Here is a 12,660-nt window from a genome sequence, read left to right as displayed (position 1 = left end):
CAAGGCAATTGGCTCCGAACGCGTTGCGGGAGGCCGTTCACACGCCTTCGAGCAGCCTGTCGGCCTGGGCCCGTGCCTCGTCCGTCACTTCCGCGCCGGAAAGCATGCGGGCGATCTCTTCCTTGCGGTCGCCGTCGCCCAGCAGGGTAACAGAGGTGCGCGTGACCGTGCCTTCGCTGGACTTGGCGATCATGTAGTGCCGCCGCCCGCGTGCCGCGACCTGCGGGCTGTGCGTGACCGCCAGCAGCTGCCCGTCGCTGGCGAGCCGCGCCAGGCGATCGCCGATCGCCGAGGCAACCGCGCCGCCCACGCCCCGGTCGATCTCGTCGAAGATCACCGTCGATGCCCCGCCCTCTTCGGCCAGCGCGACCTTCAGCGCGAGGATGAAGCGCGAAAGCTCGCCGCCCGAGGCAATCTTGGCGAGCGGCGCGAAATCGGCGCCGGGGTTGGTGCTGATCAGGAACTCGACCGCGTCCATGCCCTGCGGCCCCCAGCGTTCCTCGGGCAGTTTCGCCACGGAGGTCTGGAAGCGCGCCGCATCGAGCTTGAGCGGGGCCAGTTCCGACGCCACGGCCACATCGAGCCGCTTGGCCGCCGCCCGGCGCAGGTCGTGCAGGGCGCTCGCCGCCTGATGGTAGGCAAGCGCGGCCTTGCCCGCCGCCCTTTCAAGCCCCGCAACCTGCTCTTCGCCGCCCTCGATGGCCGCCAGATCCTCTTGCATTTGCGCCATGCGACCGGGCAGGTCATCGACCTGGCAACCGTGTTTGCGGGCTGCGGCGCGAAGATCGAACAGGCGCGTCTCGATCCTGTCCAGCTCGGCCGGATCGAAGGCCAGCGCCTCGGCAGCGCGCTCGAGCTTTTCTTCCGCCTCGCTCGCCTCGATCACCGCGCGGTCCAGCGCGGCCAGAGCCTCGGCCAGCAATTCGTGCTCACCAGCGATGCGGTCGAGCCGCCGCGCCGCGCCGCGCATGCTGGCAAGCGCCGAATCGGATCCTTCCCACAAGTGCTGCAGTGCCGAGAGGTCCTCGGAGAGCTTCTCGCCTTTCTGCATGTCGGCGCGGGCGTGGGCGAGTTGTTCCTCTTCGCCCTCTTCCGGCGCAAGCCCGTCGAGTTCGGCAAGGTGCGCGACCAGCAGGTCCTGGTCCTCCGCCGCCTTGGCGACCCGGGCCCGCGCTTCGTCCAGCGTATCCTGGGCCTTGCGCCAGTCCTTCCAAGCCGCCTCGACGCCGGCGACGTCTCCGCCTGCAAAGCGATCCAGCAGTTCACGGTGTCCACGCGGATTGACGAGACCGCGATCGTCATGCTGGCCGTGAATCTCGACCAGCGCCGGAGCGATTTCGCGCAGCAACGCGACGCTCACCGGCTGGTCGTTGAGGAAGGCCTTCGAGCCGCCGTCCGCCTTGAGCTGGCGCTTGAGGATCAGCGGTTCGCCCGGCTCGACATCGATCTCGGCATCCTCGAGCACCGCATGGACGGCAGGCGGAAGCGCTGAAAATTCGAAGCTGGCAGTCACGCTGGCCTTCGGCTCGCCCGCCCTCACCAGCCCGCTGTCGGCTCGGTTGCCGATCACCAGGCCCAGCGCATCGAGCAGAATCGACTTGCCCGCCCCGGTTTCACCGGTGAGGACGCCAAGCCCTCCGGCGAAATCGAGATCCAGCGCCTCGATCAATACGATATTGCGGATGGAAAGCCGGGTCAGCATGTTCGCGAAGCGTTCTAGCGAAGTCTTTTTCGCGCGTCACCCGCGATTGCGCGCCTTGCCTGCCAGTTTCCCCCAACTGTGCGCGAAGCGCAACGGCCATGGCCGGGCGGAAATCAGTATTCAGGCTCGGCGAGGACCGGCGGCTCGGGATCGATCGGGTCGGCCAGGGTCAGGCGGTCGAGCATGTTGGCGGTCTCGTCCCGCAAGGTCAGCATCAGGCCACGCAGGCGGCATTCGGCCTCCGGCAGGCAATTGGCGCAGGTCTCGTGCGCATTGCGGCTGGCGCAAGGCACGAGCGCGAGACTGCCGCGGGTAATGCGGATGATGTCGCCATAGCGGATGTCGACCGGCGGCAGCGCCAGCTCATAGCCGCCAGAGCGCCCCCTGTGGGAGATGACTATGCCGTCGCGCGCCAGTTCGGAGAGAATCACCGTCAGGAACTTGCGCGGGATGTTCTGCGCCGTTGCAATCTCGTCGAGACGCACGCAGCCCTTGAGGTAGTTGTCAGCCAGATGTTGCAGGGCGCGGATGGTGTAACGGGTTTTCTGCGACAGCATGACGGGACACTGCGCGGGGGCACAGTATCATGTCAACCTGTCCAGTAGAGAAAACCCATCCCCTAAAGGACGGCCCGCACCATTTAGGCTGCGACGTTCTCCGGAGCGTAACGCGTCATCAGCTTGTAGGCGCGGTCGTACCACTTGCTGCCCGGATAGTTTGCCTCCAGCACCGCCGCGGCCTTCTGCGCCTCTTCTGGAATGCCCATCGAGAGATATCCCTCGACGAGGCGAAACAGCGCTTCGGGCGCGTGGCTGGTGGTCTGGAAGTTGTCGACCACGTTACGGAAGCGCAGCGTTGCCGCCAGCCACTTGCCGCGACGCTCGTAAGCGCGGCCGATGGTCATCTCCTTGCCGGCGAGGTGATCGTTGACAAGGTCCAGCTTGAGCTTGGCGTCCGCCGCGTAGGGCGTGGTCGGATAGCGGCGCGTGATGTCGGTCAGCGCCTGCTTCGCCTGCTCGGTCGTGCGCTGGTCGCGGGTCACGTCGCTGATCTGCTCGTAGTAGCAGATGGCGATCAGATAATAGGCGTAAGGCGCGTCCTTGTTGCCCGGATGGATCGACAGGAAGCGCTGCGCCGACTGGATCGCCTTGTTGTAGTCGCGTGCGGCATAATAGCTGAAGGCGCTCATCAGCTGGGCGCGGCGGGCCCAGGGCGAATAGGGGTGCTGGCGCTCCACTTCGTCGAACAGCGCAGCGGCTTGCTTGGTGCGGCCCGTGTCGAGGCGCTCCTTGGCCGCTGCATAGAGCGTGTCGACGTCGCGTGCGACGTAGGCGGTATCCTTGTTTGCCCCCCCGCGACCGGCGCAACCGGCAGTGAGGACAATCGCGCCAGTGGCGGCGGCAAGCAGGGCGGTCTTCAGACGCGAGCGTTCGAACATGGCGGGGTCTATAACCAGCGCTTTGCTGAACGCCAAGTGAAGTTACGCGGGTATGCCCAGTCGTCCGCGTCACCGCCCCTGTCGTCCCTCGCGCCAGCAAGCCCCTGCCCTGCCAGCGCAAATGGCCGGAAAATGCAGCTTCGAAGGTGACAAATTCGCTTCGCCTGCCATAGTGACCGGCACATGGCCGGCTCCAGCGAACTCTACTCACCCGTTCTTTCCGACGCTCTCGTCATCCTCGGTGCGGCAGGCATCGTCATCCCGGTATTCTCGCGCTTTCGCATTACGCCGGTCATCGGGTTCATCCTGGTCGGCGTGCTGGTAGGGCCGTTCGGACTGGGGCGCCACGTCTTCGACTATCCATGGCTCGCCCACATAACCATTACCGACCCAAGCGGGCTTGAGGTCTTCGCCGAGTTCGGCATCATCCTCCTGCTGTTCTCCATCGGGCTCGAGCTGTCGTTCGGCCGACTGTGGCAAATGCGAAGACTGGTCTTCGGGCTCGGCTCTCTCGAACTCATCGTCATCGGCGGGTCGCTGACCTTCATCCTCTCGGCCATCGGCCAGAACTTCACCGGCGCGCTGGCACTGGGCCTTGCCCTCGCCCTGTCCTCGACCGCATTGGTTCTCAAGATCACCAACACGACGACGCCGGTCGGACGAGCCGCTCTCTCGATGCTCCTGTTCGAGGACATCGCGCTGGTCCCGATCATCTTCCTTCTCGGCGCATTGGCACCCCATGCCGAAGCCGACGGGATGGGCAACCTCATCAACACACTGATCTGGGGCACCGTCGTCATTTTCGCGCTGCTGGTGTTCGGGCGCTACCTGCTGCCGCCGGTGTTCGCCCAAGCGGCACGCACGAAGAGCCCGGAACTGTTCCTGGCTGCCAGCCTGCTGGTCGTCATCCTCGCTTCGCTGGCGACCGCCGCCGCCGGCCTCTCGCCGATCGTCGGGGCCCTCGTGGCCGGCCTGCTGATCGCCGAAACCGAATACCATTCCGAAGTCGAGGAGATCACCGAGCCGTTCAAGGGGCTCGCGCTGGGTGTCTTCCTGATCACCATCGGCATGAGCATCGACCTGCAGGTGATCTGGGAGAACCTCGGCTCGATCCTAGTCGCCACGGTCGGCGTCATCCTGCTCAAGGCCGTCGTGACCGGGCTGCTTCTGCGCATGATGGGGGCCAGGCGCGGCACTTCGACCGAAACCGGCATCCTCATGTCGAGCCCTTCGGAAACCACGCTCATCGTGCTTACCGCGGCTGGATCGGCGCAGTTGATCCAGCCCGGCACGGCGATGTTCTGGCAGATCGTTACCGCCATCGGCCTGACCGTTACGCCGCTGCTATCGCTGTTCGGGCGCATGATGGCACGGCGCGTCGATGCCGGTGAGCCGCTGCACCAGCCGCCAGAGCATACCGGCGAGCCGCACACCGTGATCGTCGGCTTCGGGCGCGTCGGTCGCCTTGTCGCCGACATGCTTGCCACTCACAACAAGCCGTACATCGCCATCGATTCGGACACCGACCTCGTCAGCCAGGGCAAGCGCCTTGGCTATACCGTTTCCTTCGGCGATGCCGGACGCGGCGATGCCCTGATGCGGCTCGGTGCCGATCAGGCCAACGCGGTCATCCTGACCATGGACGAACCGGTCACGGCCCAACGCATGGTGCGCAAGCTGCGCCAGCAATTCCCCGACCTTCCGGTTCTCGTACGCGCTCGTGATCCCGAGCACGCAGCCCAGCTCTACCGCGCCGGCGCAACCCATGCCGTGCCGGAAACGCTGGAAAGCTCGCTGCAGTTGTCGGAAGCGGTGCTGATCGAAACCGGCGTTGCCATGGGGCCTGTCATCGCCTCGATCCACGAAAAGCGCGACGAATTTCGCGAAAGCATCATGGAACAGGGCGGGCTCACGGAGAAACCCGCGCTCAAGTCCTCATCGCTCGAGGACAGCCTTCACGCCTGACTGCCGACGCGCGGCTCGAACACGGACCACCCGGTCTTCTGCACGAGCCGTTCGAGCGCGAGTTGCCCCAGATGCGAATTGCCGCTGCGGTTCAGCCCCGGCGACCAAACGGCGATGCTGGCGATTCCCGGCACGACCGCAAGTATGCCGCCACCGACGCCCGATTTGCCCGGCAGGCCGATGCGATAGGCGAAGTCACCTGAATTGTCATAGTGCCCACAGGACATCATCAGCGCATTGATGCGCCGCGCCCGGCGCGGGGTGACGACGCTGAAGCCGCTCACCGGATTGCGTCCATCTGCCATCAGGAACCGCCCTGCCAGGGCAAGCTGGCGGCAGCTCATGGCCAGCGCGCAGAAGTGGAAGTAGGTACCCAACACCAGGTCGACCGGCGCATGGATATTGCCGAAGGCGCGCATGTAGTTGGCCAGCGCCATGTTGCGAAAGCCGGTCTCCTGCTCGGCGCGGGCAACCGTCTCGTCGATGGCGATGGTGTCGTCGCCCGCCAGCTCGCGCACGAAGCGCAGCATCTGGCCAATCGCCTCGCGCGGCTGCAGCCCTCCCAGCAGGACATCGCACACGACGATTGCCCCGGCATTGATGAAAGGATTGCGCGGGATGCCGTGTTCGGTCTCGAGCTGGACAATCGAGTTGAAAGCCGATCCCGACGGCTCGCGCCCTACCCGCTTCCACAACTGGTCGCCCACCGCGCCCAGCACGAGAGTGAGCGCGAAGACCTTGGAAATCGACTGGATCGAGAACGGCTCGTCGCAATCGCCCGCGCAGTGGACGGTGCCGTCGGCCATGACCACGGCCAGACCGAATTTCTCGACCGGAACGCAGGCGAGCGGCGGAATGTAGTCCGCCACTTTGCCGCGATGCGCATGGCCGCGCATTTCCTCGGCGATCTCGGCAACGATCCGGCCGATGTCATTGCGCCCCGGATCCATTGCCGACATCTCCATTACATCCGGCCGATCAGCCGGCGAGCGCCGCCTTTACCGCAGCGATGGCATCGGCGCCCTTCGAACCGTCGGGACCGCCGCCCTGCGCCATGTCCGGACGACCGCCGCCACCCTTGCCGCCGAGCGCCTCGACGCCCTTGCGCACGAGATCGACCGCGCTGGCCTTGTCCTTGAGATCGTCGGTCACGGCCACGGCGATGGATGCCTTGCCCTCGTTGACCGCCACGATCGCCGCAACGCCCGAACCGAGGCGCTGCTTGGCCTGGTCGAGCAGTCCGCGCAGTTCCTTGGGATCGAGGCCCTCGAGGACTTGTCCCGAGAACTTCACGCCATCGACTTCCTCGTCGGCCGGACCGGCCGCGGCAGCGCCGCCGCCACCGAGCGCCAGCGCCTTCTTGGCCTCGGCCAGTTCACGCTCGAGCTTCTTGCGCTCATCGAGCAGGGCCGCGACGCGGGCTTCGACGTCTTCGGGGGTAGTGCGCAGAATACCGGCGGCATTCTTCAGCGCTTCCTCGCGGCCAACCAGCCACTGGCGCGCGCCCTCGCCGGTCAGCGCCTCGATACGGCGCACGCCGGAGGAGACGGCGCTTTCCGATACGATGCGAAACACGCCGATGTCGCCGGTTGCGTTGACGTGGGTGCCGCCGCACAGCTCGACAGAGTAAGTCTTGCCGCCATTGCTGCGGCCCATCGACAAGACGCGCACCTCGTCGCCGTACTTCTCGCCGAACAGCGCCATGGCGCCAGCAGCGATGGCATCGTCGGGCGTCATCAGGCGGGTCATGACCGGATCGTTGGCGCGGATCTCGGCGTTCACTTCAGCCTCGATCGCGGCGATGTCCTCGGCATCGAGCGCCTTGGGATGCGAGAAGTCGAAGCGCAGGCGCTCGCTCGCCACCATCGAGCCCTTCTGCGTGACGTGATCGCCCAGGCGGTTGCGCAGGGCGGCGTGCAGCAGGTGGGTGGCCGAGTGGTTGGCGCGGATCGCATCGCGGCGCACAACGTCGACGACGAGGTTCACCGTCTCGCCGACCTTGATCAGCCCGGCCTCGACCTTGCCGGTCATGGTGTGCAGGCGGCCAAGCGGCTTGGCGGTCTCGGCAATCGCGATGGCAAGGCCGCCGGGACCGGTGATCGTGCCTGCATCGCCGACCTGTCCGCCCGATTCGCCGTAGAACGGGGTCTGGTTGGTCAGGACGATGACTTCATCGCCGGCTGAAGCGGTTTCGACTTCCTTGCCGTCCTTCACCAGCGCCACGACGCGGCCCTCGCCGGAAGTCGAAGTATAGCCGGTGAATTCGGTCGCACCCTCGCGCTCGGCGATGTCGAACCAGACTTCGTTGTCGGCGGTCTGTCCCGACCCCTTCCAGGCCGCACGGGCAGCGGCCTTCTGCTGCGCCATGGCGGCGTCGAAGCCATCCTTGTCGACGCTGATGCCGCGCGAACGCAGGGCGTCTTCGGTCAGGTCATAAGGAAAGCCGTAAGTGTCGTAGAGCTTGAACGCGGTCTCACCGGGCAGGCGGGCACCCTCGCCCATTTCGGCGGTGGCTTCGTCGAGCAGCTTGAGGCCGTTCGACAGGGTCCGGCGGAACTGCACTTCCTCGCGTTCCAGCGTCTCCTCGATGAGCGGCTGGGCACGGCCGAGCTCGGGGTACGCCTGGCCCATCTCGGCGACGAGTGCCGGCACGAGGCGGTGCATCAGCGGGTCCTTGGCGCCCAGCAGGTGCGCATGGCGCATGGCGCGGCGCATGATGCGGCGCAGGACATAGCCGCGGCCCTCATTCGACGGCAGCACGCCGTCTGCAAGCAGGAAGCTGGTCGAGCGCAAGTGATCGGCAATGACCCGGTGGCTCGCGCGGCTGTCGCCTTCGGCGGCCACGCCGGTGAGGTGCTCGGAAGCGGCGATCAGCGCCTTGAAGGTGTCGATGTCGTAATTGTCATGGACGCCCTGCATGACTGCAGAGATACGCTCGAGCCCCATGCCGGTGTCGATCGAGGGCTTGGGCAGATCGCCGACGATTTCGCCCGCGGCCTGCTCGAACTGCATGAACACGAGGTTCCAGATCTCGATGAAGCGGTCGCCGTCTTCCTCGGGGCTTCCCGGAGGGCCGCCCCAGATGTGGTCGCCGTGGTCGTAGAAGATTTCCGAGCACGGACCGCACGGGCCATCGTCGCCCATCGCCCAGAAATTGTCCTTGGTGGGAATGCGGATGATCTTCGATTCAGGCAGGCCGGCGATCTTCTTCCACAGGTCGAAGGCCTCGTCGTCGGTGTGATAGACCGTCACCAGCAGCTTCTCGACCGGAAGTGCCCATTCCTTTGTCAGCAGGGTCCAGGCGTGGGTGATCGCCTGTTCTTTGAAGTAATCGCCGAAGGAGAAATTCCCCAGCATTTCGAAGAAAGTGTGATGGCGCGCGGTATAGCCGACATTGTCGAGGTCATTGTGCTTGCCGCCGGCGCGTACGCACTTCTGAGAGGACGTCGCGCGCGGGGTGGCGCGGGTCTCAAGGCCGGTGAACACGTTCTTGAACGGCACCATGCCGGCATTCACGAACATCAGCGTCGGGTCGTTGTAAGGAACGAGCGGCGCGGACTGGACGGCCTCGTGACCATTACTGGCGAAATAGTCGAGGAAGGACCGGCGGATTTCGTTGGTCGTCTGCATAATTCGGGCCGATAAGGCACAGGCGCGAAACCGACAAGCTATAAGGCACCGTCAGGCTGTTCGGTTTTTGCGATAATCCGCAGATATGCGGCAAATCGGCTACGCCGGAGGTAGCTTTGCCGGTCGCGCAGGCCTTCGCGCACCGTGCCTCCCCCAAGCAAAAACCCCGGCGCAACGCACCGGGGTTCCTGTTCCTGCAAAGGGGCGGACGACTTATTCGGCGCCATCCTCGTCCGAGGGGCCTGCCATCATTTCCTCGGCCAGCCCTTCGGTCTTGGCGCGGATCGCCTTTTCAAGACGTTCGCAGACCTCGGGATTCTCGCGCAGGTAGTTCTTCGAGTTCTCACGCCCCTGACCGATGCGAATCGAATCGTAGGAGAACCAGGCGCCCGACTTCTCGACGATGCCGGCCTTGACGCCGAGGTCGAGAATTTCGCCGATCTTGGAGATGCCCTCGCCGTACATGATGTCGAATTCGACCTGCTTGAACGGCGGCGCGACCTTGTTCTTGACCACCTTCACGCGGGTTGCGTTGCCGATGATTTCATCACGGTCCTTGATCTGCCCGGTACGGCGGATGTCGAGACGGACCGAGGCATAGAACTTGAGCGCATTGCCGCCGGTGGTGGTCTCCGGGTTGCCGTACATGACGCCGATCTTCATGCGCAGCTGGTTGATGAAGATCACCATGCACTTCGAACGGTTGATCGAGCCGGTCAGCTTGCGCAGCGACTGGCTCATCAGGCGGGCCTGGAGGCCGACGTGGCTGTCGCCCATCTCACCTTCGATCTCTGCCCGGGGAACGAGCGCGGCGACCGAGTCGACCACCAGCACGTCGATCGCGTTCGAGCGCACCAGCGTATCGGTGATTTCGAGCGCCTGTTCGCCGGTGTCGGGCTGCGAGACGATCAGCTCGTCAATGTCGACGCCCAGCTTCTTGGCATAGACCGGGTCGAGCGCGTGCTCGGCATCGATGAAGGCAGCGGTGCCGCCAGCCTTCTGCGCTTCGGCGATGACATGCAGTGCCAGCGTGGTCTTGCCCGAGCTTTCCGGCCCGTAGACTTCGATCACGCGGCCCTTGGGAAGTCCGCCGACTCCAAGCGCAATATCCAGCCCGAGCGAGCCGGTCGAGATCGCTTCGACCTGCATCGTCTCCTTCGAGCCGAGCTTCATCGCGCTGCCCTTGCCGAACGCGCGATCGATCTGGGCGAGCGCTGCGTCGAGCGCCTTCTGACGGTCCATGGAGTCCTTATCCTTGCCTTCCTGGATCAGCTTGAGCTGAGCAGCCATTTCACTTCCCCTTTGCTACCGGCCTGACCGGAAAGGTCAACGTCGCGGACCCCGATGTATCGCGTTTGTTCTCCGTGAACAAGAGGGGAACAACGGGAGTTTTCCCAAATTTAATTGCGGCAGGCGCAGGCAGCGCGAGAAGGCGCCGGACCGCAGCGCGGACAGCGGGCCGGAAATCAACGCGTTAGGGAGCGCCGGGCCTTACTTGGCCGTGCGCGCGAGGACCTCGCCCACTTTCTCGGAAAGCTGCTGGACCGAGAACGGCTTGGGCATGAACCAGGCATTCGACAGGCCGATCTCCTTGCGCAGCTGTTCCTCGGCATAACCCGACATGAACAGTACCGGCAGGTTCGGCTGCAGCCTGCGGATTTCGCGCGCCATGGCCGGGCCGTCGAGCGAAGGCATGACGACGTCGGAAACGACGATATCGAACTGGCCGCCCTCTTCCACGAGCGCGAGCCCCTCTTCCCCGTCGCGGGCGCTGGTGACTTCGTAGCCCTGCCGCGTGAGCGAGCGCTCGGCGACCATGCGCACGGGGTCCTCGTCCTCGACCAGAAGGATGCGCCCGCCGCCGGCCCACTGGCTCAGCACGGGCGCCTCTTCCTTGACCGACGGAGTCGGCGTCGTGCCCGGAGCAACGTGATAGACCGGCAGGTAGACGATGAAGCGCGTGCCCTTGCCCACTTCGCTCTCGGCGAAGATGAAGCCGCCCGACTGCTTGACGATGCCGTAAACGGTCGAAAGCCCCAGCCCGGTGCCCTTGCCCTGCTCCTTGGTGGTGAAGAACGGCTCGAAGATCTTGCCCAGATGCTCGGGCGCGATGCCGCCACCGGTATCCTCGACGATGAGCGCGGTGTACTCGCCCGCCGGGATGATCTCACTGCGCATCGCGCGCACGTCGGTCGTGGTCACCTTGCGCGTCGCGAGGGTGAGGACGCCCGAGCCGTCACCGCCCTTCTTGGCGCTGGACGACTGCATCGCATCGCGCGCGTTGACCGCGAGGTTGACGATGACCTGCTCGAGCTGGGTCGGGTCGGCGCGCACCGGTCCGAGATCGCGGTCGTGCGAAACGACCAGCTCGATCTTCTCACCGATCAGGCGGCGCAGCATCTGCGACACATCGGCAACGACGTCGGGCAGCTGCAGCACTTCGGGCCGCAGCGTCTGCTGGCGCGAGAAGGCGAGCAGCTGGCGGGTCAGCGATGCGGCACGGTTTGAATTGGCGCGGATCTGCTGGATGTCGTCATAGTCCGAGTCGCCCGGCGTATGGCGCATCAGCATGAGGTCGCAGGTCCCCAGGATCGCGGTCAGCACATTGTTGAAATCATGCGCGACGCCGCCGGCCAACTGGCCGACCGCCTGCATCTTCGTGGCCTGGGCGACCTGCCGCTTGAGCCGGGTTTCCTCCGAAGTGTCGGTCAGGCCAAGCAGGACCGCGGGCTCACCCAGCCCACGCACACCTGCAAGGCTGAGCGAGACCGGATCGTCGGGCTGCGCAGTCAGGCGAATCGCGATGTCGCCTGCGGCAGCGGGCCCTTGCGCGAAACGGCGGATCGATTCGGACAGCGCGCGCTTGTCCTCGCGAACGACGAGGTCAGTGGGATAAGTCGGCGGATCCTGCCCTTCGCGTCCGGCCGCGCGCATGAAGGCGGGGTTGGCGAACAGGAGGTGCCCGTCACGGTCGGCCATGGCGAGGCCGAGAGGCAACTGGCTGAGCAGGGCTTCCAGATGCGGAGCGGAATTCCCGCCGCCGCCCGCTGCGCCGATCCCCTGTCCGGCCTCCATCACCAACATCAGCGAAGGGGTCGTGTTGGGGTCTGGCTCGACCGGCGAGTCCGGATCGGCGACCGGCACGTGATAGAGGACCAGCGGGCTGCCGCGGCCATTGTCGCGCGCCCAGCCGATGCGCTCGCCTTCCTCCTGGCTGAGCAGCGAGACGAAATCCTCGCCGGTGAGATCGATTGCCTCGTCGCCGGCAGCGCGCAGCGCGAAACCCTTGCTGGCGGCGCGGATCATGCCGTCCGGTTCGACCAGGGCAGCGCCGATCCCGCCACGGGCGAGGCCCTTGCCAAGCTTGCCCTCAAGCTGGGTCACGATATCGCCGATGAGGTCCACCGAACTGACCGGCGCGATGCGCCAGACGAGAAAGTCGTCGCCGCGACCGGAACGGCGCACTTCGATCCGCCATTGCCGCGCTCCGCCGGGATACTCGGGCCCGGCGGCCACATCGGCGGAAGCGGCGCCGTCGCGCCAGGCTGCGCGGCTGGCATCGGCAAGGCGTTCAAGCGAAAGTTCGTCGAGCGGAAGGCGCGGCGGCGCGTAACTGGTGCCGAACCACGCCTCGAAGCTGGCATTGGCGCAAGTCAGCCGTCCGGCGCGATCGGTCACGGCAATGGCCATGTCCGGCCGGTCGATCGCGGCGACCGTTACCGACCAGTCAGGCTGGGCGAACTCGGCCTCGGCCTCCTGAGGCCGGTTGCGAACGATCAACCAGGCCAGCCCCGCCAAGGCAATGATCGCGCCGAGATAGACGGAAGTGGCGAGCGAATCCTGAGTGGCGAGACCGACCAGCAACACGCTGAAAGCCATCGCCAGGCCGACCACCAGGAAGTCTGTCTGGCGACCCTGGCGCATG

Annotated in this window: 8 protein-coding genes; 1 reads left to right on the top strand and 7 read right to left on the bottom strand. The window is 65.6% G+C overall.

All coding sequences use genetic code 11. The features are described 5' to 3' along the window. Positions 1–37 precede the first annotated feature (37 nt). The 3 genes from recN to J3474_RS19895 form a co-directional block, all read right to left on the bottom strand. Positions 38–1,702, bottom strand: a complete 1,665-nt coding sequence (gene recN, locus J3474_RS19905; RefSeq protein ID WP_207095339.1) for a DNA repair protein RecN — start codon at positions 1,700–1,702, stop codon at positions 38–40. A gap of 113 nt (positions 1,703–1,815) precedes the next feature. Next, positions 1,816–2,259 (bottom strand): Rrf2 family transcriptional regulator, encoded by a 444-nt coding sequence (locus J3474_RS19900; RefSeq protein ID WP_007014755.1) that lies wholly within the window; start codon positions 2,257–2,259, stop codon positions 1,816–1,818. A gap of 83 nt (positions 2,260–2,342) precedes the next feature. Continuing rightward, on the bottom strand, positions 2,343–3,140 hold the full coding sequence (locus J3474_RS19895) for an outer membrane protein assembly factor BamD (protein WP_013834047.1): 798 nt from the start codon (positions 3,138–3,140) through the stop codon (positions 2,343–2,345). Between the two features lie 183 nt (positions 3,141–3,323). Here J3474_RS19895 and J3474_RS19890 point away from each other — a divergent pair, with 183 nt between their 5' ends. After that, a complete protein-coding gene (locus tag J3474_RS19890; RefSeq protein ID WP_013834048.1) occupies positions 3,324–5,105 on the top strand; it encodes a cation:proton antiporter in 1,782 nt (593 codons plus the stop codon). Here the strand turns inward: J3474_RS19890 and J3474_RS19885 are convergent. The 4 genes from J3474_RS19885 to J3474_RS19870 all read right to left on the bottom strand — a co-directional run bounded on the left by J3474_RS19885 (position 5,096) and on the right by J3474_RS19870 (position 12,659). After that, positions 5,096–6,055 (bottom strand): glutaminase, encoded by a 960-nt coding sequence (locus tag J3474_RS19885; protein WP_085997516.1) that lies wholly within the window; start codon positions 6,053–6,055, stop codon positions 5,096–5,098. The genes J3474_RS19890 and J3474_RS19885 overlap by 10 nt on opposite strands. Positions 6,056–6,083: 28 nt before the next feature. Further along, positions 6,084–8,735 carry an alanine--tRNA ligase gene (gene alaS, locus J3474_RS19880; RefSeq protein ID WP_207095338.1) on the bottom strand — a complete coding sequence of 884 codons (2,652 nt, stop codon included), beginning with the start codon at positions 8,733–8,735 and terminating at the stop codon, positions 6,084–6,086. Between the two features lie 213 nt (positions 8,736–8,948). Next, positions 8,949–10,025, bottom strand: coding sequence for a recombinase RecA (gene recA, locus J3474_RS19875; RefSeq protein ID WP_007014750.1), 1,077 nt, complete (start codon positions 10,023–10,025; stop codon positions 8,949–8,951). A gap of 201 nt (positions 10,026–10,226) precedes the next feature. Beyond that, on the bottom strand, positions 10,227–12,659 hold the full coding sequence (locus J3474_RS19870; RefSeq protein ID WP_207095466.1) for a PAS domain-containing sensor histidine kinase: 2,433 nt from the start codon (positions 12,657–12,659) through the stop codon (positions 10,227–10,229). Position 12,660: the final 1 nt, after the last annotated feature.

The sequence above is a fragment of the Novosphingobium sp. PY1 genome, assembly GCF_017312445.1.
In the GTDB taxonomy this organism is placed as follows: Bacteria; Pseudomonadota; Alphaproteobacteria; order Sphingomonadales; family Sphingomonadaceae; genus Novosphingobium.
Note: the sequence above shows the minus strand (reverse complement) of the source record. Positions and strands in the feature narration are given on the sequence as shown.